Raw genomic sequence first — 20,670 nt, 5'->3', positions numbered from 1 at the left:
CTCGGTGAGCATCGAAGCCTCAGCGATCGCGTTGACGACTGCGGTGGTGAAGGCGGCCGCGAAGATCTGGCTGGGGGATCGCCCGGTCGCCGCCGACGCCTCGGCCAAGGCGCTCGATCTGCTGGAGAAGCAGGTCACCGGCCTCAACGACCGCCGCAAACTCCGGCTACTGTTCACCAATCTCGAAGACCGCGTCGCCGACAGGCTGCTGCCGTTCCTCGATGTCGAGTTCCGTGCCGTGCCGGAAAACGAGCGAGCGGCCGCGGTGGAGGCGGTGCGCGAAACGTTCGAGTGCGCCGCGTTGACCGACGACGACCTGTTCGACGCCGACCTCGACGCCGCGTACCTCTACCGCTACCTGCTCCGGACCGTTCCTCGCGTCATCAGGCTCCTCTCGGCCGACGCGACCGAGCTGTACCGGCGGGTGCTGCGGGAATGCTGCGCCTACCTGGTGCAGGTGACGAGCACCCTGCCGCGCTTCCAGCCCGGTGCACTCGTCGAGATCCTCCAGCGCGAGACGGAAATCCTCGAGACGGTCCGGAACGTGCTGGCGACGCTGCCCGAACGTCGTCACCCGGACGACTTCGCCGCGGACTTCCGCCGCCAGGTCGTGACGAAGCTCGACCGGATGGAGCTGTACGGCGCGGGCCTGACCGAGGCGACCCGGCTGTACCCGCTGTCAGTCGCCTACTTGAGCCTGAGCGTCACGTCCGGCAAGGACGCCCCCGGCGACCGGATCGAGCACGTGCTGCCGCGGACATCGAAAATCCTCCTTCGCGGCGAAGCAGGCTCCGGCAAGACCACACTGCTGCAGTGGCTGGCCGTCCAGTGCGCGAGCCGGCAGCTGCGGGACGTCGGCGGCTGGGAAGACGTCGAGCCGTTCCTGGTGCGGCTGCGCCGGTTCAGCCACTCGCCGCTGCCGGCCCCGGAACGCTTCCTCGACGAGGTCGGCAGGCACATCGCCGACGAGATGCCGCCCGGCTGGGTGCACCGGCAGCTGCGTGACGGCCGGGCCGTCGTGCTCGTCGACGGCCTCGACGAGGTTCCGGACGAGCGCCGTCGTGAGGTGCACGAGTGGCTGCGCGAACTCGTCGGCGCGTTCCCCCGCGCCCGGTTCGTCGTGACCACGCGCCCGGCCGCGGTGACCGCCGGCTGGCTGAGCCGCGAGGGGTTCACCGAGGTGCGGCTCCAGCCGATGACCCCGCGCGATGTCCGGACGTTCGTCACGCGCTGGCACCACGCGCTGCCGGGCGAGCCGCTCGACGAAGAACGCGACGCCCTGATCACGGCCATCGGCGCCCGCAGCGCGCTGCGGCGGATCGCGGAGAACCCGCTGCTGTGCGCGTTGCTCTGCGCGCTGCACCACCAGGGCAGCGGACGGCTCCCGGAAAACCGGATGGAGCTGTACGAAGTCGCGTTGCGCATGCTGCTCGACAGCCGCGACATCGAGCGAAAGATCGAAGTCCCCGTCCGGCTTTCGCTGACCGAGAAGCTGGTGCTGCTGCGAAGCCTCGCGTACTGGCTGGTCCGCAACGGCCACACGGACGTCCCGGCCGCCGACGCCGAAGCCCGCATCACGGCGAAGCTGCGTTCGATGGGCCAGATCGACGTCACGCCGCACACGGTGTTCCGCCACCTGCTGGATCGCGGGGGCGTGCTGCGCGAACCGGTCCCGGGCCGCATCGACTTCGTGCACCGCACCTTCCAGGAGTACTTGGCCGCTCAGGCAGCAATCGAAGAGGACGACATCGGCATCCTGACCGCGAACGCCCGTCTCGACGAGTGGCGCGAGGTGGTGGTCCTGGCGGCGGGCCACGCCCATCCCGCGCAGCGGGAGCTGCTGCTGGACGGGATCCTCCAGTGGGACACGGACGAGCAGGAACGGCTGAAGCTCGACCTGGTGGCGCTCGCGTGCTTGGAGACGTCACCGGTGCTGAGCGAGCGGCTGCGGAACGAGATCGAGGACCGCGCCAGCACGTTGATCCCGCCTTCCAATCATGAGGAAGCCACGGCGCTGGCAGCAGCGGGCGAGTTCGTTCTCGACCTCTTGGCAGCCAGTGAACCCGACACCCCTGAGACGACGGCTGCGACCATCCACGCGATCGCCTTGATCGGCGGCGCCGGCGCCATGGAACTGCTGACCCACTACCGCTGGGCTCAGGACGAGACTGTGGTCAATGAGCTGCTCGATGCCTGGCAGCGGTTCGATCCGGTCGAATTCGCCGAACGCGTGCTGGCCGATCTGCCGATCGACTACCTGGGGGTGGATGATCCGGGCGAACTCGCAGCGCTGGAGCACCTGCGCCACCTCGAACATCTCGAAATTTGGTGCGAAATACTGAACGGCGACCTGCGTTCCCTGGTGAGCACTTCGCTGGAACGCATCACCTTGACAGGCATCTCCGCCGCCTCGATCGACCTCGGACCACTTGCCGGGATTCCCACCCTGCGCGCCATCGTCGCCGAGGTGGAGACGCACGGGTGGGAACGGCTGGCCGAACTGCCGAACCTGGAATTCCTCCAGCTGAGCCACATCGAAAACATCCACCGGCTCACCGAGCTGGCCCCCTTGCGCCACTTGCCGGCGCTGGCCCTGAACTCGGTGTCACACCTCGAAGATCTGCAGATACTGTCCTTTTTGGACCGACCCGGCAAGCTCACCTTCCAGTGCTGTCCACACCTGCAGGACATTCACGCCCTGATCCGCTGGGCGGGCAGCCTGACGGAGCTCACCTTCGACGAATGCCCTAGCGTGGATCTAAGCTCGCTCCCTCCCTTGACAGAACTGCGGCTGTTACACATCGCGGAGACCCCCGTTCCGGATCTTCGGTTCTTGTCCGGTCTCAGCGCCTTACAAGAGCTGCGAGTGGACAGCACCAACGAGGTCGATCTGTCCTCCCTCGCCGACCGGCCTGGTCTCAAGGTCCGTACGACCTCCCAGGACACGCTCGTCGACGAGGACGGGACGGCAGGCAGTAGATTCGGGCCGTGATCGACCACATCAGCATCCCCACCGAGGCCGGTTCCTTCGACGCCATCGCCGCCGGGCCCGAGGACGGGCGGCCCGTGCTGCTGCTGCACGGCTTCCCCGAAGCCGCGGTCGAGTGGGAGCACCAGGTCGCCACGCTCGGGGTGCTCGGGTTCCGGGCCGTCGCGCCGGATCAGCGGGGTTACTCGCCCGGGGTGCGGCCGGAGGCGGCCGGGGACTACTCCATCGATCACCTCGTCGGGGACGTCGTCACCATCACCGAAGCGCTGGGGTGGCCGAAGTTCGACCTCGTCGGGCACGACTGGGGTGGCGCCGTCGCCTGGTGGACCGCCGACGCGCACCCCGAGCGGTTGCGCAGCCTCACCGTCGTCTCCACGCCGCACCCCGCGGCGCTCGCCGAGGCCATGAAGACCGACGAGGACCAGCACCTGCGCAGCCGGTACATGACCGAGTGGCGGCAGACCCGCGTCACCGAACGGCGGATGCTGGAGAACGACGGCCGCGCGCTGCGGGAGATGTTCGAGCGGCGGGTGTCGCCGTCGAAGGTCGATGACTACGTGGGGCGGCTGTCCGAGCCGGGTGCGCTCACCGCGGCCCTCAACTGGTACCGGGCCGGGCGGCCCGGCGGGAAGATCGGCAAGATCGCCGTGCCGACGCTGTACATCTGGAGCACCGAGGACGTCTCCTTCGGCTCCACCGCCGCGCTCGACACCGCCAACTGGGTCACCGGGCCGTACCGCTTCGAAATGCTCGAAGACGTCACGCACTGGGCGCCCGAGGAGGCGCCGGAAGCCGTCACCACGCTGCTCGTGGAGCACCTCCACGCGCGGTGACGGCGCGTCACCCCGCCGGGCGGATCACGGGTAACCCACCCGCCTCGCGGTACGGCGCGGCCCGGCCCGTCGTGTTCACTGGGGCACGTGGACATCGCGACCGAACCCGAGACCGAGCAGGTCGTCTTCGTCACCGAGGACGGCGTGCCCACCGGCGAGACCGGCCCGAAGCTGGCCAGCCACCACGAACACACCCGGTTACACCTGGCCTTCTCGTGCTACGTCCTGCGTCGCAGCGACAACGCCCTGCTGATCACCCAGCGCGCCCTCCACAAGAAGGTCTGGCCCGGGGTCTGGACCAACAGCGTCTGCGGCCACCCCGCGCCCGGCGAAGCCCTCGAGGACGCCGTCCGGCGCCGGGCCGGCTACGAGCTCGGGCTGCCGTCGCTGTCCGGGCTGCACTGCGTGCTGCCGAACTACCGCTACCGGACGCCGCCGTTCCAGGGGATCGTCGAAAACGAGTTCTGCCCGGTGTTCGCCGCCTGGGCCGACGCCGAGCCGGCGCCGAACCCCGAAGAGGTCGGCGACTGGCGGTGGGTCGCGTGGACTGACTACATCGAGTTACTGGACGACGCGACGGCCAATGTGAGCTACTGGGCGAAAGACCAGTTCTCGCAGCTCAAAGGCATCGAACCGTTCTCCGGACTCTGAGCCTTTCAATACTCCGGAGAGTAACCAACCGGGTCCCGTTTGAGCGAAATTCACCTTCTTCCGCACCGGCACCTCAAGCGCGACCGCCCCCACGACGACAACCAAGGGGTGGTGGAAGCGGGGATGGTCGCCGAGGGCGAAGGCGCTCCGGGCCGGACAGCCGGCCCGCCGCCGCCGGACCTGCTCCGCCTGCACGAGGCCATCGCCGGTCTCTTCGCGACCCAGGGCGATTGGCGGCGCGCCTACCAGCACCTGCGGTCCGCGCTGGCCATCGCCCGCGACGGCAGCCTCCGCGACCCGCTGACGTCGAGTTACAACCGCCGTTACCTCGACGAGCGGCTGTACGGACCGTTCACCGACCGTCCGCCGCTGGCGCTCGCGCTGATCGACCTCGACCGGTTCAAGGGCATCAACGACACGTACGGTCACCTCGTCGGCGACCGCGTCCTGCGCCGGGTCGCCGATCTCCTCCAGGAGAACCTCCCGCCGGGCGGCTTCTGCGCCCGCTACGGCGGCGAGGAGTTCGTCCTGTGGCTGCCCGGGGTCGACGCCCGGGGTGCCCTCCGCGTGGTCGACGACGCCCGGGTGCGCGTCGCCCGTCACCCCTGGTCAGAACTCCAGCCGGGACTCCGGGTGACCATCAGCGCCGGCCTGGCGCACGAGCCCGGCCCGCCGGCGTCACCGGAACGCCAGCTGCGCCGCGCGGACGTCCTGCTTTATGCGGCGAAACGCGCAGGCCGCAACAAAGTCGTCTATCGCGACGCGCAAACGACACAGTTAATAACCCACTCTGAGTAACACAAAGGCCGCATTACTCCGTCCGCCGACAAGGGCTATCACCCGTTTGTCGACGCACACCGGCCGTTCGTCGACTCAAGGTGAAGAAAATTCCGGGAGGGTGTCGTCACGAACGGGGGGTATCCGTACGATAACGAAAACCTCCGGGGGAACGATCACCTCCTGCGGGGGAAGACGGCCAAGTCGGAGCCACCCCCTGCGAACGCGCGAAAGGAGACCGAGTGCCGGACGAGCTCGACAGCCCGGGAACCGGTCGCCGCCTCGACGGTGCCGCGCGGCCCCGGCCCGGACGGCGCCGGTCGATGGAGGACCAGGGCGGGATCAGCGTCTCGGACGTCGTCGCCAAGACCACCGGCGCCCGCCCGGTGCCGCCCCGCGAGCAGCAGGACCGCTCCGACCAGCCCGGACGCCGGGTCCACGGCGCCGAGCCGGCGGCCCCGGCGCGCTCTTCGCAGCCGCGAGCCGCGAGGCCGGCACAGGGGCCCGCTGAAGACCCAGTACCCACCGACGCCACTCGTCAACCGCGCGCCCCGCGACCCCGCCAGCCCCGCCGCACGACGGCCGCGGCCCCGCAGCCGGAGGCCCCCCTCCAGAGGCGCCCGCCGGCGGCGAACCCGGGCCCGCAGCAGACGACGGCCGCGCAGCAGCCGCCCCGGCGCCTCCGCCGCCCGGCACCCGAGGCACCCCAGGCCGACGGCACCCCGCCGCGCCGCGCACCCCGCCCCGACGCGGCCGCACCCCAGCGACCGACGCCGGACAGCCCGGCTCCCCGCCGAGCCGCCGAAGGAGCCGCACCCCAGCGCGCGACCGGCGAGGGTCCCGCAAGCCGCCGCAGCGCAGGCCCGGCCGACGCAGCCACCCCGCAGCGCCCCGGCCCGGCGAGCCCCGCCTCCCGGCGCGCCACGCCGGACAGCCCGGCACCCCGCCGCACCACCGCCGAGGGAGCCGCATCCCCGCGCCCGGCTGGCGACGGCCCCGCACCTCGCCGAGCCGCCGAAGGGCCCGCATCCCCACGCGCGGCCGGCGATGGTCCCGCACCCCGCCGCACGGCAGCCGCCGAAGGGATCACCTCCCAACGCGCCACCGGCGAGGCCCCCGCAGGCCGCCGCCCCGCTGCGGACGGCCCGGCAAGCCCCGCCTCCCGGCGCCCGGCAGCTCCCGCCGACGCAGCAGCACCCCCGCGCGCCACGCCGGACAGCCCGGCTCCCCGCCGAACCGCCGAAGGAGCCGCACCCCAGCGCGCAGCCGGCGACGGCCCCGCACCCCGCCGTACGGCAGCGGCCGAAGGGATCACCCCCCAACGCGCCACCGCCGAAGGCCCCGCGGGCCGCCGCCCCGCGCCGGACGGCCCGGGTGCACCTCAGCGCGCCGCCGCCGACACCGATGGGTCCCGGCGGGCCGCCGCTGAGGGCGGTTCCGCGCCCCAGCGGTCCGCCGCCGTGCCGTCGCGGGCCGAGCTCGATCCGCTGACCATGACCGATGAGATGGAAGCGATCGACGAGGCGACCCAGTACCGCCGCAAAATCGATCACACCCTCGCCCGGTTCTCCGCCGCTCATGACGAGATGGAAGCCGAAGAGGCCAAGCGGCGCGAACGCCGTGAACGGCTCTCGCCCACCTCCTTGATCGAGAGCACCCGCACCGCCCTGCACCGCGTGGTCACCACGGCTCCGGAAGAAGCCCAAGCCGACGCCGAACAGACCCGGCTGCAGGAAAAGAAGCAGCGGAAGCTCGACCGGTCGGCCCGGTTCGGACGGATCGCCGCCGCCGTCGTGGCCGGGCTCGTCTTCCTCGGGATCGGGGGTGCTTGGGGGGCGCAGACCTACTTCGACGCCAAGTTCACCCAGGTCTCCGCGCTCGACGAAAACTCCGCCGACATCCAGGACGCCGACGCGCAGGCCAACGACGAGAACTTCCTGATGGTCGGCTCCGACACGCGCGACGGCGCGTCCGCCGAGGAAGGCGTCGGCACCGCCGACAGCACTCCCGGCGCCCGGAGCGACACCGTGATGGTCGCGCACATCCCGGCCGACCGGAAGCGCGTCGTCGTCACGTCGTTCCCGCGTGACCTCGAGATCAACCGCCCGGACTGCCAGAAGTGGGACCCGGCCCAGAACAAGACGACCGCCGAGGTCTACAAGGGTGCGAAGTTCGCCAAGCTGAACACCGCCTACGCGGTCGGCGGGCCGGCGTGCGTGACCAAGGTGATCCAGCAGATCACCGGGCTGCGGATCAACCACTTCGTCGGCATCGACTTCAACGGCTTCAAGGAGATGGTCGACGCGGTGCACGGCGTCACCATCAACAACGAGATCCCGATCGACGACAGCATCCTCGGCAAGGTGCTGCTGCAGACCGGCGAGGTGACGATCTCCGGCGACCAGGCGCTGAACTTCGTCCGCGCGCGGCACGTCAAGGGCGACCCGACCTCCGACTACGGCCGGATCAAGCGGCAGCAGGAGTTCATCGGCGCGCTGCTGAAGAAGGTCATGTCCTCGGACGTCGTGCTCGACCCCGGCAAGCTCACCGACTTCATCAACGCCTTCGCGAAGGCCACCTTCGGTGACAACCTCGGCGTCAAGCAGATGATGACGCTGGCGCAGTCGATGAAGGGCCTCGACCAGTCGAAGATCACGTTCCTCACCGTCCCGACGGTCGGCATGGCCAACACCCGGGGCAACGAGGTCCTCGTCGTCAGCAAGACGAAGGCGCTGTTCGACGCGCTGCGCAACAACACTCCGCTGCCCGACCCGAAGGCGCCGGTCCCGGTGAACGAGCAGGCCCCGCCGACCAGCACGTCGAAGCCGAAGAGCAGCGGCAGCTCGAAAACGACCAGCACCCGCAAGAGCACCACCACGGGCTGATCCGCGAGGATCGTTAGTCCGGGTTCACGTGCGGTTCACCCGGCGATGCGGTGTTTGGTCACGGTTGGCCGTAGGGTTGGGCCATGCGTGAGGCTTACCATGTCGAACTCGAACAGCTCGCCGTCAACCTGGCCGCGATGTCGGTCCAGGTCGCCGAGGCGATGGAGCGGGCCACGCGGTCGCTGCTGGAGGCCGACCTGGGCCTCGCCGAGCAGGTGATCAGCGACGACGCCAAGGTCGACGACGCCCGCGCCCAGTGCGAGGAGCAGGCGTACGCGCTGCTGGCCCTGCAGGCGCCGGTGGCGACCGACCTCCGCACAGTCCTCGCGGCGATCCACGCCGCCGAGAGCCTGGAGCGGATGGGCGACCTGGCGCTGCACGTGGCGAAGGCCGCGCGGCGCCGTCACCCCGATCCGGTGCTGCCGGAGGCGGTGCGGCCGTACTTCGCCGAGATGGGCGAAATCGCCGTCAAGCTGGCCCGGCAGACCGAGCAGGTCATCAAGACGAAGGACGTCGAAGCGGCGAAGACGCTCGAGTCCGACGACGACCAGGTGGACGACATCCACCGCCACCTCTTCACGGTCCTGATGGACCGCGAGTGGCCGCACGGCGTGGCCGCCGCGGTCGACGTGACGCTGCTGGGCCGCTTCTACGAGCGCTACGCCGACCACGCGGTGTCGGTCGCGAAGCGGATGATCTTCGTGGTCACCGGCAAGATGCCGGGCTACGGCTCCGACGAAGACATCTGAGCGCACCGAACGAAGAAAGCCCCCGGCCGTGGCCGGGGGCTTTCTCATTGCTCCACTTAGGACAAAACGAAAGGCCTTCCTCGCCGGCCCCGAGCGCCGGCGGGAAAGGCCTTCCGCAGCAACGGATACTCAGCCGAAGCGACCGGAAATGTAGTCTTCCGTGGCCTTTTCATCCGGGTTGGAGAAGATCTTCTCCGTGTCGTTCAGCTCCACCAGCCGGCCCGGCTGGCCGACGCCGGCGAGGTTGAAGAACGCCGTCTGATCGGAAACCCGGGCCGCCTGCTGCATGTTGTGCGTCACGATGACGATCGTGTAGTCCTTCTTCAGCTCGCCGATCAGGTCCTCGATCGCGAGCGTGGAAATCGGGTCCAGGGCCGAGCACGGCTCGTCCATCAGCAGCACGTCCGGCTGGACCGCGATCGCGCGGGCGATGCACAGCCGCTGCTGCTGACCGCCCGAGAGGCCGCCGCCCGGCTTGTTCAGGCGGTCCTTGACCTCGTTCCACAGGTTCGCGCCGCGCAGGGCGCGCTCGGCGATGTCGTCGAGGGTCTTCTTGCCCTTGGTGCCACCCAGCTTCAGCCCGGCGACGACGTTGTCCTTGATGGACATCGTCGGGAACGGGTTGGGGCGCTGGAACACCATGCCGATCGTGCGGCGCACCTGGACCGGGTCGACCGCCGACGCGTAGATGTTCTCGCCGTCCAGCAGGACGTCGCCCTCGACGCGGGCGCCGGGGATGACCTCGTGCATGCGGTTCAGCGTGCGCAGCACCGTCGACTTGCCACAGCCCGACGGGCCGATGAACGCGGTGACGTTGCGCGGCGGCACGGAAAGGGTGACACCGTCCACGGCGTGGAACTTGCCGTAGTAGATGTCCACGTCCTTGACGTCGATTCGCTTTGCCATGGCTTACAGCTCACTTCTTCTTCGGGGCGACAAGGCGCGCGAACACGGTGGCGAGGAGGTTGATGATCGCGATGATGAGCACCAGGGTCAGTGCCGCGCCCCAGATCCGGTCGAAGCCGACCGTGCCCGGGTCCATCGGGTTGCTGACGCGCTCGTTGTTCATCAGCAGCGGCAGCGCGGCCTGTTCGCCGTGGAAGATGTCCCAGTTCGTGTAGGCCGAGTAGCCGACGAGGACCAGCAGCGGCGCGGTTTCGCCCATCACGCGGGCCAGCGCCATCATGACCCCGCCGACGATGCCGGACATCGCCGTCGGGAGCACGATCTTCATGATCGTCTTCCACTTCGGCACACCCAGCGCGTACGACGCCTCGCGCAGGTCGTCCGGGACGATCCGCAGCATCTCCTCCGACGAGCGGACGACCACCGGGATCATCAGCAGCACCAGGGAAAGCGAGACGGCGAACCCGCTGCGCGGCAGGCCGAGCGTGGTGATCCACAGCGCGTAGATGAACAGCGCGGCCACGATGGACGGGACACCGGAGAGGATGTCCACCATGAACGTGGTGGCCTTGGCGAGCTTGCCGCGGCCGTACTCGACGAGGTAGATCGCGACGAGCATGCCGATCGGCACCGCGATGATCGCGCAGACGAGGCCCTGCAGCAGGCTGCCGATGATGGCGTGCAGCACGCCGCCGCCGACCTCGTCGGACAGCACGTCCCCGAAGTCCTGCGACCACCAGTTGCTGTACGGGATGCGCTTGATGCCGTTGACGACGACGGTGTAGAGCACCCACACCAGCGGGACGACGGCGATCAGGAACGAGAGCCAGACCAGCGTCGTGGCCAGGCCGTTCTTGACCTTGCGAGCCACGCTGACCTGCTGGAACGCCGGAGTCGACGCGGGCGCTTCGAGCGAGGTGACGGACATGGTCAGTCCCCCTTCTTGCCGATGACGGACCGCGCGGCGAAGTTCACGACGAAGGTGAGCACGAACAGCACCAGGCCGGCCGCGATGTACGCGCCGGCCGAGACCTCGTTGTTGAACTCGCTGTAGTTCGCGGCGATCTTCGACGCGAAGGTCGCGCCACCGTCGAAGAGGCTCCAGTCGAAGTTCTTGCCCTGCGGGATGAGCAGGATGACGGCCAGCGCGATCGTCTCGCCCAGCGCGCGGCCGAGGCCGAGCATGGACGCGCCGACGTAGCCGGCCTTGCCGAACGGCAGCACCGTGGTGCGGATGACCTCCCAGCGGGTGGCGCCGAGCGCCAGCGCGCCCTCGATGTGCGGGGTCGGCGTCCGCTCGAACACCTCGCGCGAGAGCGAGGTGATGATCGGCAGGATCATCACGGCCAGCACGATGCCGGCGGTGAAGATCGTGCCGCGCACGCTCGGCGCGACGTTGCCGGGCGCCAGCAGCGGGAACCACGAGAACGTTTCGTTGATCCACTGCGCGAACGGCTCGATCGTCGGCGCGAACACCAGGATGCCCCAGAGGCCGAAGATGATCGACGGCACCGCGGCGAGCAGGTCGATGACGTAGGCGAACGGGCGGGCGAGGCGCGGCGGCGCGTACTGGGTCAGGAACAGCGCGATGCCCAGCGACACCGGCATCGCGATGACCAGCGCCACGAGCGACGTCGCCACCGTGACCTCGAGCAGGTCGAGGATGCCGAACGCCATGTTCGCCGGGTCGCTGGTCGTCCAGCCGTGGTTGGTCAGGAAGTTGACCTTGTCGGCCTTCAGCGCCGGGATCGCCTGGATGAGCAGGAAGAGCCCGATCAGGCCGATCAGGCCGACGACGAAGATCCCGGCCCCGGTGGTCAGGTTCTGGAAGATGCGGTCACCGGGCCGCACCTTCTTCGGTTTCTCGCTCGCGGGCGGCTCCGGCGCCGCCGTCGAGGCTCGTTGCTCCGAAATCGGATCCTCCGGGGGCGTTGTGGCGGACGACGAACGCCCACCGGGGTCGCCGGTGGGCGTTCGCGTCGAGCTTGACTCGCTCATCGACTACTTCTGTCCAGCCTCTATCAACTCGGGGAACAGTCGCAAGACCAGGTCAGGAGATGGCCTTGACCGCGGTCAGGACCTTGGACTGCAGCGACTGCGGGATCGGCACGTAGCCCTTGGCGGACAGCGGCTGCTGGCCGTCGGTCGCGGCCACCGTCAGGAACGCCTTGACGGCCTTGGCGACGTCCGGGTTCGCGTACTTCGAGCAGACGATCTCGTAGGTCGTCAGCAGCAGCGGGTAGGCACCCGCGGTGTTGCTGGCGTAGATGCCGTTGAGGTCGAGCGCGAGGTCGTTCGAGCCTTCCTTGAGGAACTTCGCCGCGTCCAGGGACTTGGCCACGTTCGCCGAGGTGAGCTCGACACCGCCGGAGCCGCTGTCGATCAGGGCCGCGGTCAGGCCGTCCTTGGCGAACGCGCCCTCGACGTAGGTGATGCCACCGTCGGAGGCCTTCACCGCGGTCGCGACGCCGTTGGAGCCCTGCGCACCGTTGCCGACGCCGCCGTTGAACTTCTTGCCGGCACCCTTGGTCCAGTCGGCCTTCGCCGCCGCACCCAGGTACTTCTGGAAGTTGTCGGTGGTGCCCGACTCGTCGGCGCGCGACACGACCTGGATGGCCTTGTCCGGCAGGTTCAGGCTCTCGTTGCCCTTGACCGCCTTGATGGCCGGGTCGTTCCACTTGGTGATGCCACCGCTGAAGATCTTCGCGGTCACCGACGGGGTCAGCGTCAGCTTCTCCACACCGGACAGCTTGTAGGCGACCGCGATCGGGCCGACGACGAGCGGGATGTTCCAGGCGTCGCTGGCGCAGCGGGCCTTGGCGGCCTCGGCGTCGGCGTCCTTGATCGGCGAGTCCGAGCCGCCGAAGTCGATCTGGTTGGCGTTGAACTGCTTGACGCCCGCGCCCGAACCGCTCGGGTTGTAGTTGACCTGCTGGCCCGAGCACTTCTTGCTGTACTGCTGCGTGAAGATGTCGATCGCGTTCTTCTGCGCCGACGAACCTTCCGCGGACAGGGGGCTCTTGCCACCGCACTGGACATCGGCGGTCTCGGTCGCGGCGGGGGCAGCAGCGGAGCTCGAGCCGCTGCTGTTGGACGCCGCGGGGTCGGTGCCACAGGCAGCGAGCACGAGAGCGGCGCTCGCCACGATGCCGACCGCGCTCAGGGGCCGCATGATCTTCACTGCTGTTTCCTCCATCAGGAGCTTCACCGGTTCGGCCGCGGCGGTGGTCGCCGTGCCGGAACCGGACATTAGGCAGCGCTGATGGACGGTCGGCCGTGAACAAATGAACGCAAAGTGAACAGACCCCCGGATGTGAGCAGTGCTACTACCCCGAGAGGTCACCGTGTCCGGGCCGTGACCTGCGTGTATGCCGTCAGTGACGACGTGCTCGCAGGGCGTCGACCGTGGTCACCGACCGTACTGGACGTCGGTTTCGTGACGCGTGAACCCGAGCCTGGTGTAGACCGCCAGCGCCGCCGCGTTGTCGCCCTCGACGTACAGGATGATCTGCCGCAGCCCGCGGCTCGCGAGGTACCGCAGCCCGGCGAGCGTGAGCGCCCGCCCGAGCCCGCCGCCCTGCGCGGCCGGGTCGACGCCGACGACGTACACCTCGCCGACGCGCTCGCCGCCGAACCGGCCGGGCGTCGGTTCGTGCACCTTCGTCCAGTGGAAGCCGATGACCTCACCCTCTTCTTCGGCGAGGAAGAAGCCGTCGGCGTCGAACCAGGGACGTGCTTCGTCGGCACGGAGTTCGTCGGCGGTCAGGGCGCCCTGCTCGGGGTGCCAGTCGAAGGCCCGCGCGTTGACCCGGACGACGGCGTCCTCGTCCTGGCCCGGCACGAACGTCCGCAGCGAGACGCCCTCGCGCAGGATCGGCTCCGGCCAGTCCGAGCCTTCGACGTCGACGCGCAGGATGAGCAGCTCGCGCTTACGCTCCAGGCCCGTCTTCAGCGCCAGCTTCTGCGCGGCCGGGTGGTCGCCGTGCGCCCAGACGCGGAAGCCGACCGCGGCCCGCTCGTCGACCGCCTGAAGCAGCTTCGCGCCGTAGCCGCGGTCACGGTGGGCGGGATGCACGAACAGCTCGACGACCTGGTGGTCGAAGGAGTCGCCCGTCGTGTCGAGGTGCGCGTAGCCGACGACTTCGCCCTCGACGCAGGCGACGAGGTGCTCACCGCCGTCGAACTCGCCGGGCAGCGCGCCCGCCGGCTCGACCTCGGGCCGGCCGTCGGCTTCGCGTACGGCCAGCAGCAGCCGCCGCACGTCATCGAGCTGCTGTTCGTCCAGTTCCTGGCGCCACTCGCCGTCTCCGCTCACCCTCCGACCGTACCCGTGACGGACGCAACGCGACGGCTGTGCGAGACGTCTTCTGTGCGCGGAAGGGGGATCAGTGGGTGAGTTCGGGAGTCTCCGCGGGAGCGTCGGCGGCGGTCGCCTGCGCGGGCACGCCCGGACGCGGGCCGCCGTTCTTGGCCGGCCGCTCGAACTTGTAGCCGACGTTGCGCACGGTGCCGATCATCTGCTCGTGCTCGGGGCCGAGCTTGGCGCGCAGCCGCCGGACGTGCACGTCGACCGTGCGGGTGCCACCGAAGAAGTCGTAGCCCCAGACCTCCTGCAGCAGCTGGGCGCGGGTGAACACCCGGCCCGCGTGCTGCGCGAGGTACTTGAGCAGCTCGAACTCCTTGTAGGTGAGCTCGAGAGTGCGCTTGCGCAGGCGCGCGGTGTAGGTCGCTTCGTCGATCACCAGCTCACCGACCCGCAGCTCGGCGTCGACCTGCGCGGAACCGCCGTCGCGGGTGGTGACCAGGCGCAGCCGGGCGTCGACCTCGGCCGGGCCGGCGGTCGGGAGCAGGATGTCGTCGGTGCGCCATTCGGCGCTGACCGCCACCAGGCCGCCTTCGCCGACGACCGCGATGATCGGGGTGGCCGCCTCGTCCTCGCCGGTGCCCTTGAGCAGGCGGCAAAGGCTCTTCGCCGAGGCCAGGTCGCTGCGGGCGTCGAGGAGGATCACGTCACGGTGGCCCGCGTCGAGCAGGGCCGTCACCTCGGGAGCCCGGACGCGTACGGTGTGCGGCAGCAGGTCCAGCGCGGGAAGCACCGTGGTGGCGTCGGCCTCCGCAGTCAGTACCAGAAGGTCCAGGCTCATCAGCCGCACCGCCTTCTCGAGTCGTCGCCGCAAAGCGGCGTTGGTCGGTGCTAAGTGAGAATAGCGGCTGAACGGCCGGGCACCTAACCCTTGCTGGATCGATCACACCTGGCGAAACCCGGGTGTCCCCGAAGAACAGGAGTACGGACGCGATGGTGAGCAGGCCCGTGACCCGGGACGACCGACCCGCACCGAGGCCCGACGCGCGACGCCGCGGCCGCCGCGCCCGGCGCTGGGTGATCGCTGTCGTGGTGCTGGTCTTGCTGCTGGTCGGCGCCGATTTCGGGGCCGCCGCGTTCGCCGAGCACATGATTTCGCAGAAGGCCCGCACGCAGCTGCAGCTGACCGACGACCCGTCGGTGACGATCCACGGTTTCCCGTTCCTCACGCAGGCGCTCGGCGGTGACTACAGTCACATCAGCGTGTCCGCCGCGGGCCTGCCGGTCGCGAACAAGCTGCAGGACGTCGCGGTGACCGCCGAGCTCGAGGACGTCAAGGCGCCGCTGTCCGACATCACGAACGGCAACACGAAGGCGATCACCATCGGGCAGCTGACCGGTGCGGTCACCATCAAGGCCGCCGACCTCGCGCGCCTGTCCCCGCTGGACAAGATCAAGGAGCTGCGGATCGAGCCGTCGACCGCGGAGTACGTCCAGAACGGCGACAGCGGCCAGAGCGAGCCGGCACCGACCACGACGAAGACCACCGAGGGCCAGGCCGACCAGGACGAGTCGAGCACCGGTGTCCGCATTTCGGGACACCTTCCGTTCGCGGGCAAGGATCTGGAAATCTTCTGCTTCGCGATGATCGAGGCGGACGCCGCCAAGGGCACGATCAACTTCCTCCCCAAGCGGCTGCAGTTCGGGAACAACCAGGAGACCACCGTGGTCCCCGCGGCGGTGCAGAAGGCGCTGATGCCGAACTTCAACGTGTCGATCAGCACGAAGGACCTGCCGCTGTCGGTCACCCCGACCGGCGTGCGGGTGCAGAGCGGATCGGTGACGATCAAGGGCAAGGCGGCGAACGTGTCCTTCGCGGACCTGAGCAAGTAGGGAGCGGCCGGTGACGGGGCTGTGGGTGCTCGTGGCCACGCTGGTGACGGCCGCGGCCGTCGGTGCGCTGCTCAAGGCCCGGAACGGCCGGGTGCGCGCCGCCAAGCCCGCCGCTCGCGAGCTGCCCGCCCCCGTCACCGCCGCGCTCGACCCGGCCTCCGCCGTGACGCTGGTCCAGATCTCCACCACCTTCTGCGCGCCCTGCCGGCACGCGAAGGCCGTGCTCGCGCCGCTGGCCGAGCAAACGGTGGGCCTGCACCACGTCGAACTCGACGTGACGGAGCAGCCGGAGGTCGCGCAGTCGCTGTCCGTGCTGCGGACGCCGACCACGATCGCGCTCACCCCGGACGGCCGGGAGCTGCTGCGCGTCGGCGGCGTCCCCAAGGGCCCGGAACTGCTCGCCGCCCTGCGGCCGCATCTCACTTCCCGGACGCCCTGACCAGGGCGTTGTCCCAGAAATCGGGAATCGTCCCAAGGTATGAACGTGGTTCCCACCCTGAGGGAGCTCTGGGTACCCTCGCACCCGTGACCGGGCTGACCACCTTCTTGACGCAGCGACGCGCAGTCGACCTCTGCCGCGTCCGCAGCAGCCTGTGTCGTGTTCAGCCCGACCGGCGCTGAACCGTTCGATCCGGTCCCCCACCAGCCCTGATGCCGCTGACGCGTGCCGTTCGCACGCACCCTCTCCGCCCAGCTGGAGGAACCATGCCCGCCGGACCGGCCGTCGACCCGCGAGGCCCGCGGTTCGCCGCCATCCTGACCACGATCGTGCTCGCGGTCGTCCTGGTCACCGAGTGGTGGCCGCTGCTGGCGGCCCAGACCGTCGTCTTCGCGATCGGTGCGTTCGTCGGCTTGAAGCAGGCGCCGTACTCGATCGTCTACCGGACGCTGGTGGCCCCGCGCCTCGGCCCGCCCTCCGAGCGCGAGGACGCGGCGCCGCTGCGGTTCGCCCAGGCCGTCGGGTTCGTGTTCGCCCTGGTCGGCACGGTCGGCTTCGCGGTGGGGATCGCCCCGCTCGGCATCGTCGCGACGGCGTTCGCGCTGTTCGCGGCCTTCCTCAACGCGGCCTTCGACTTCTGCCTGGGCTGCGAAATGTACTTGCTGATCAAACGCTTCAGCCCCGCCCGCGCGTCCTGAAAGTTCAACCCCAGAAAGAGAGTCCAAGTCCATGAGCCGTGAAGACGTCCTGGTCACCACCCAGTGGGCCGAGGAGAACCTGGACACCCCCGGCGTCGTGTTCGCCGAGGTCGACGAGGACACCACCGCCTACGACGCCGGCCACATCCGGGGCGCGGTGAAGTTCGACTGGCGGAACGACCTGCAGGACGGGGTGCGCCGCGACTTCGTCTCCAAGGAGGGCTTCGAGAAGCTCCTCTCGGAGAAGGGCATCTCCAACGACGACCTCGTGATCCTCTACGGCGGCAACAACAACTGGTTCGCCGCGTACGCGTACTGGTACTTCAAGCTGTACGGCCACGACAAGGTCAAGCTGCTCGACGGCGGCCGCAAGAAGTGGGAGCTCGACGGCCGCGAGCTGAACTCCGACGAGGTCAAGCGCGACACGACGGACTACAAGGCCCAGGACCAGGACCTTTCGCTGCGCGCGTTCCGCGACGAGGTCGTCCAGTCGATCGGGTCGAAGAACTTCGTCGACGTGCGTTCCCCGGACGAGTTCTCCGGCAAGCTGCTCGCCCCGGCGCACCTGCCGCAGGAGCAGTCCCAGGTTCCCGGGCACATCCCCGGCGCGCTGAACGTGCCGTGGGCGAAGGTCGCCAACGAGGACGGCACCTTCAAGACCGAGGAAGAGATCAAGGAGCTGTACAAGGACGAGGGCATCGACGAGGGCAAGGGCACCATCGCCTACTGCCGCATCGGCGAGCGCTCCTCGATCGCGTGGTTCGCGCTCCACGAGCTGCTGGGCTACGAGGACGTCAAGAACTACGACGGTTCATGGACGGAATACGGCTCGCTCGTCGGCGTGCCGGTCGAGTTGGGAGCCAAGTGATGGCGGTTGACGACAGCTGCGGCGCACCGGTCCAGGAGGCCACGCCCGCGGACTACGACACGCGCGGCCAGGTCGTGCTGGCCGGCAAGGTGACGGGCGCGAACGGGCCGGTCGGCGGCGCGTTCGTCCGGCTCCTGGACGGCGGCGGCGACTTCACCGGCGAGGTCGTCTCGTCGGCCGACGGCGACTTCCGCTTCTACGCGGCGCCGGGCGACTGGACGGTGCGCGCGCTGCACCGCTCCGGCAACGGCGAAGCCTCGGTCACCGCCGAGGGTCCCGGCGTGCACCAGCTGGCCATCTCGGTCGCCTGAGTTCCTCCCTCGTGAGGGCCTTCCTGCCGCGGCAGGAAGGCCCTCACGGCGTTTCCGGGCAGGTGACCGTCCTCACCGCGTCGACCCTGCGCAGGGCCGCGCGGGGCCGGACGGACTAAGCTGCTCGCCGTGGAAGCTCTGTTTACGACCTTGCTGGTCCTCGCCGGCGTGGCCATCACCTGGTTCGCCGTGTACGTCGTCTACCGGCTGTACGCGGACCAGCGCTGACCCATGACCGCAAGCGGCGACGAAGCCATCGTGGCAGCGGAGAGGCGCGCGGAGAACACCCGCGCCCGCAACCTCCCGCTGTGGGACGACCTGCCCATCCCCAACGACACCGCGAACCTGCGCGAGGGGCCGAACCTCAACGACGCCTGTCTCGCGCTGCTCCCGCTCGTCGGCGTCTGGCGCGGTGAGGGCGAGGTCGGCTACCCGACCATCGACGGCCCCCGCAAGTTCGCGCAGCAGCTGACGATCTCCCACGACGGCCGCCCGTTCCTGATCCACGAGTCCCGCGCGTGGCTGCTGGACGACGACGGCAACGTCATCCGCCCCGCCGCCCGTGAGTCCGGGTTCTGGCGGCCGCAGGAGGACGACACGATCGAGCTGCTGCTCACGCACAACACCGGCATCCTCGAGCTGTACTACGGCAAGCCGCGCAACCAGACGTCCTGGGAGCTCGGCACCGACGCGGTGATCCGGACGGCCACGGCCAAGGACGTCACCGCGGCCCAGCGCCTGTACGGCCTGATCGAAGGCTCCCTCGGCTACGTCGAGGAGCGGGCGATGATGGGCCAGGAGATGCAGCCGCACACCTCGGCGCTGCTGCACCGCGTCGTCGGCTGACGCCGTGCGCTGGCGGCGGTGTGGCGAGGACGCCGCCCTGCTCGACTGCGATTCGCTGGACCGGATGCGGGCCGCCCACGCCACCGTACTGGCCGCGCGCCCGCCCGGGGTGACCGATCTCGTGCCGGGCGCGCGCAGCCTGCTCGTCGTCGGCGGTGTGGCGGCCGTGCGGGCCCTGCTCGAAGACGCCGACCTCGCGCACCCGCCCGCGGACGAGCCCCGGGAAGTGACCCTCGACGTCCGCTACGACGGCGAGGACCTGGCCCTGATCGCCGCCGACGCCGGAGTTTCGCCCGACGCCGTCGTCTCGATGCACACCGAAGCCGCCTACACCGTCGCGTTCACCGGGTTCGCCCCCGGTTTCGGCTACCTGACCGGCCTTCCCGAGCAGCTCCGGCAGCCTCGCCTGGAGTCGCCGCGGACCCGCGTGCCGGCCGGGTCGGTCGGGCTCGCCGGCGAGTTCACCGGCGTCTACCCGCGCGAGTCGCCCGGCGGCTGGCGGCTGCTCGGGCACACGTCGGCGACGCTGTTCGACCCCCACGCGGACCCGCCCGCGTTGTTCGCACCGGGGGATCGCGTCCGCTTCCGGAGCGTCCGGTGAGGAGCCTGGAGGTACTCGACCCCGGGCGGTACGCGCTGGTCGAGGACCGGGGCCGGCCCGGCTACGCCCACCTGGGGGTGGCGCCTTCGGGGGCCCTCGACACCGCGTCGCTGCGGCTGGCGAACCGGCTCGTCGGCAACCCCCAGGACGCCGCCGGGATCGAGGCCCTGCTCGGCGGCCTGACCGTGCGGTTCACGGCCGCGGTGACGGCCGCGGTCACCGGCCCGGCGGTCGACGTCCGGGTCGACGGCCGGCCCGCCGGCTCCCACGCGCCACTGGGGGTTCGCGCGGGCCAGACGCTGACGATGGGGACGCCTTCGACGGGCCTGCGCTGCTACCTGGCCGTCTCCGGCGGCATCGCGGTGGAGCCGGTGCTGGGCAGCCGGTCCCGGGACGTCCTGTCCGGCATCGGGCCGCCGCCATTGCGCGCCGGAGACGTCCTTCCGCTCGGCGAGCCCGGCGTCCCCGCGGGCGCGGACGTCGTCGTGCCGGTCCAGGCGCCGGCCGAGCTCGTGGTGCCCGTGACGCTCGGCCCGCGCGACGACTGGATCGACGATCCGGCCGGCGGCCTCTCGGCGGGGTGGACGGTGACGGCCGAGTCGAACCGCGTCGGCCTGCGCCTGGACGGGACGCCGCTGCGCCGGGCCGTCGAGGGCGAACTGCCCAGCGAGGGCGTCGTCACCGGCGCGATCCAGGTGCCGCCGAGCGGGCTGCCGGTGGTGTTCCTCGCCGACCACCCGACCACCGGCGGCTACCCGGTCGCCGCCGTCGTCAAGACGGCCGCCTTGAACGCCCTCGCGCAGGCTCGGCCGGGTACCCGAATCCGGTTCCGGCCGTCCTGAGCAAGGCGTACCGCCGCGCGGGTGAGACCCCGATCACCCGGTGCACCCGTCCGGGTAGGGGCCGGAACCATGTCGCGCC

General features: G+C 70.1%; 20 protein-coding genes. 14 read left to right on the top strand and 6 right to left on the bottom strand.

The window, feature by feature from the left end; genetic code table 11:
* The first annotated feature begins 4 nt into the window (after window positions 1–4).
* The 6 genes from AB0M30_RS02890 to phoU all read left to right on the top strand — a co-directional run bounded on the left by AB0M30_RS02890 (window position 5) and on the right by phoU (window position 8,884).
* Window positions 5–2,992 carry an NACHT domain-containing protein gene (locus tag AB0M30_RS02890; RefSeq protein ID WP_364579053.1) on the top strand — a complete coding sequence of 996 codons (2,988 nt, stop codon included), beginning with the start codon at window positions 5–7 and terminating at the stop codon, window positions 2,990–2,992.
* Window positions 2,989–3,822: an alpha/beta hydrolase gene (locus AB0M30_RS02885; protein WP_364579051.1), complete on the top strand. Its 834-nt coding sequence runs from the start codon at window positions 2,989–2,991 to the stop codon at window positions 3,820–3,822. The genes AB0M30_RS02890 and AB0M30_RS02885 overlap by 4 nt, the downstream gene beginning before the upstream one ends.
* A gap of 87 nt (window positions 3,823–3,909) precedes the next feature.
* A complete protein-coding gene (gene idi / locus AB0M30_RS02880; protein ID WP_103337878.1) occupies window positions 3,910–4,473 on the top strand; it encodes an isopentenyl-diphosphate Delta-isomerase in 564 nt (187 codons plus the stop codon).
* A gap of 123 nt (window positions 4,474–4,596) precedes the next feature.
* Window positions 4,597–5,271, top strand: coding sequence for a GGDEF domain-containing protein (locus AB0M30_RS02875; protein ID WP_364579599.1), 675 nt, complete (start codon window positions 4,597–4,599; stop codon window positions 5,269–5,271).
* A gap of 1,439 nt (window positions 5,272–6,710) precedes the next feature.
* On the top strand, window positions 6,711–8,135 hold the full coding sequence (locus tag AB0M30_RS02870; protein ID WP_364579049.1) for an LCP family protein: 1,425 nt from the start codon (window positions 6,711–6,713) through the stop codon (window positions 8,133–8,135).
* Between the two features lie 83 nt (window positions 8,136–8,218).
* On the top strand, window positions 8,219–8,884 hold the full coding sequence (gene phoU / locus AB0M30_RS02865; protein ID WP_103337880.1) for a phosphate signaling complex protein PhoU: 666 nt from the start codon (window positions 8,219–8,221) through the stop codon (window positions 8,882–8,884).
* A gap of 129 nt (window positions 8,885–9,013) precedes the next feature.
* Here the strand turns inward: phoU and pstB are convergent, their stop codons facing one another.
* The 6 genes from pstB to AB0M30_RS02835 all read right to left on the bottom strand — a co-directional run bounded on the left by pstB (window position 9,014) and on the right by AB0M30_RS02835 (window position 14,934).
* A complete protein-coding gene (gene pstB, locus AB0M30_RS02860; protein ID WP_103337881.1) occupies window positions 9,014–9,790 on the bottom strand; it encodes a phosphate ABC transporter ATP-binding protein PstB in 777 nt (258 codons plus the stop codon).
* A gap of 10 nt (window positions 9,791–9,800) precedes the next feature.
* On the bottom strand, window positions 9,801–10,718 hold the full coding sequence (gene pstA, locus AB0M30_RS02855) for a phosphate ABC transporter permease PstA (RefSeq protein WP_364579047.1): 918 nt from the start codon (window positions 10,716–10,718) through the stop codon (window positions 9,801–9,803).
* 2 nt (window positions 10,719–10,720) lie between these two features.
* Window positions 10,721–11,641 (bottom strand): phosphate ABC transporter permease subunit PstC, encoded by a 921-nt coding sequence (gene pstC, locus AB0M30_RS02850; RefSeq protein WP_364579598.1) that lies wholly within the window; start codon window positions 11,639–11,641, stop codon window positions 10,721–10,723.
* Between the two features lie 199 nt (window positions 11,642–11,840).
* On the bottom strand, window positions 11,841–12,971 hold the full coding sequence (pstS, locus tag AB0M30_RS02845) for a phosphate ABC transporter substrate-binding protein PstS (RefSeq protein WP_364579596.1): 1,131 nt from the start codon (window positions 12,969–12,971) through the stop codon (window positions 11,841–11,843).
* A gap of 228 nt (window positions 12,972–13,199) precedes the next feature.
* Window positions 13,200–14,105 carry a mycothiol synthase gene (gene mshD, locus AB0M30_RS02840; RefSeq protein ID WP_364579046.1) on the bottom strand — a complete coding sequence of 302 codons (906 nt, stop codon included), beginning with the start codon at window positions 14,103–14,105 and terminating at the stop codon, window positions 13,200–13,202.
* A 70-nt stretch (window positions 14,106–14,175) separates the two neighbouring features.
* Complete coding sequence (locus AB0M30_RS02835; protein ID WP_364579044.1) at window positions 14,176–14,934, bottom strand: response regulator transcription factor; 759 nt, start codon at window positions 14,932–14,934, stop codon at window positions 14,176–14,178.
* Between the two features lie 152 nt (window positions 14,935–15,086).
* Here AB0M30_RS02835 and AB0M30_RS02830 point away from each other — a divergent pair, with 152 nt between their 5' ends.
* From AB0M30_RS02830 to AB0M30_RS02795, 8 genes are all read left to right on the top strand, one after another.
* Window positions 15,087–15,986 (top strand): DUF2993 domain-containing protein, encoded by a 900-nt coding sequence (locus AB0M30_RS02830; RefSeq protein WP_103337887.1) that lies wholly within the window; start codon window positions 15,087–15,089, stop codon window positions 15,984–15,986.
* A 10-nt stretch (window positions 15,987–15,996) separates the two neighbouring features.
* Window positions 15,997–16,425, top strand: a complete 429-nt coding sequence (locus tag AB0M30_RS02825; protein WP_364579042.1) for a thioredoxin family protein — start codon at window positions 15,997–15,999, stop codon at window positions 16,423–16,425.
* A 266-nt stretch (window positions 16,426–16,691) separates the two neighbouring features.
* Complete coding sequence (locus AB0M30_RS02820) at window positions 16,692–17,123, top strand: DUF4395 domain-containing protein (RefSeq protein ID WP_364579041.1); 432 nt, start codon at window positions 16,692–16,694, stop codon at window positions 17,121–17,123.
* Between the two features lie 31 nt (window positions 17,124–17,154).
* A complete protein-coding gene (locus AB0M30_RS02815) occupies window positions 17,155–17,991 on the top strand; it encodes a sulfurtransferase (protein WP_364579040.1) in 837 nt (278 codons plus the stop codon).
* Window positions 17,991–18,302, top strand: a complete 312-nt coding sequence (locus AB0M30_RS02810; protein ID WP_364579039.1) for a DUF1416 domain-containing protein — start codon at window positions 17,991–17,993, stop codon at window positions 18,300–18,302. The genes AB0M30_RS02815 and AB0M30_RS02810 overlap by 1 nt, the downstream gene beginning before the upstream one ends.
* Window positions 18,303–18,533: 231 nt before the next feature.
* The gene (locus AB0M30_RS02805) at window positions 18,534–19,148 is read left to right on the top strand and encodes an FABP family protein (protein WP_364579037.1); all 615 of its coding nucleotides are present in this window, start codon (window positions 18,534–18,536) and stop codon (window positions 19,146–19,148) included.
* Between the two features lie 4 nt (window positions 19,149–19,152).
* Complete coding sequence (gene pxpB / locus AB0M30_RS02800) at window positions 19,153–19,749, top strand: 5-oxoprolinase subunit PxpB (RefSeq protein ID WP_364579035.1); 597 nt, start codon at window positions 19,153–19,155, stop codon at window positions 19,747–19,749.
* Window positions 19,746–20,591 carry a biotin-dependent carboxyltransferase family protein gene (locus AB0M30_RS02795; protein ID WP_364579033.1) on the top strand — a complete coding sequence of 282 codons (846 nt, stop codon included), beginning with the start codon at window positions 19,746–19,748 and terminating at the stop codon, window positions 20,589–20,591. Before pxpB ends, AB0M30_RS02795 begins: the two co-directional genes overlap by 4 nt.
* The last annotated feature ends 79 nt before the right edge of the window (window positions 20,592–20,670 follow it).

The organism is Amycolatopsis sp. NPDC051716 (assembly GCF_040681595.1).
Taxonomy (GTDB): Bacteria; Actinomycetota; Actinomycetes; order Mycobacteriales; family Pseudonocardiaceae; genus Amycolatopsis.
The sequence above is the reverse complement of the archived record's forward strand: the minus strand, read 5'-3'. Positions and strand labels throughout refer to the sequence as shown.

Bases quoted from the DNA above. Each gene is read 5' to 3' on its own strand.
- AB0M30_RS02875 (WP_364579599.1), top strand. From the start codon at position 4,597: ATGGTCGCCGAGGGCGAAGGCGCTCCGGGCCGGACAGCCGGCCCGCCG.
- phoU (WP_103337880.1), top strand. From the start codon at position 8,219: ATGCGTGAGGCTTACCATGTCGAACTCGAACAGCTCGCCGTCAACCTG.
- pstB (WP_103337881.1), bottom strand. From the start codon at position 9,790: ATGGCAAAGCGAATCGACGTCAAGGACGTGGACATCTACTACGGCAAG.
- pstA (WP_364579047.1), bottom strand. From the start codon at position 10,718: ATGTCCGTCACCTCGCTCGAAGCGCCCGCGTCGACTCCGGCGTTCCAG.
- AB0M30_RS02835 (WP_364579044.1), bottom strand. From the start codon at position 14,934: ATGAGCCTGGACCTTCTGGTACTGACTGCGGAGGCCGACGCCACCACG.
- AB0M30_RS02830 (WP_103337887.1), top strand. From the start codon at position 15,087: ATGGTGAGCAGGCCCGTGACCCGGGACGACCGACCCGCACCGAGGCCC.
- AB0M30_RS02820 (WP_364579041.1), top strand. From the start codon at position 16,692: ATGCCCGCCGGACCGGCCGTCGACCCGCGAGGCCCGCGGTTCGCCGCC.
- AB0M30_RS02815 (WP_364579040.1), top strand. From the start codon at position 17,155: ATGAGCCGTGAAGACGTCCTGGTCACCACCCAGTGGGCCGAGGAGAAC.
- AB0M30_RS02810 (WP_364579039.1), top strand. From the start codon at position 17,991: ATGGCGGTTGACGACAGCTGCGGCGCACCGGTCCAGGAGGCCACGCCC.
- AB0M30_RS02805 (WP_364579037.1), top strand. From the start codon at position 18,534: ATGACCGCAAGCGGCGACGAAGCCATCGTGGCAGCGGAGAGGCGCGCG.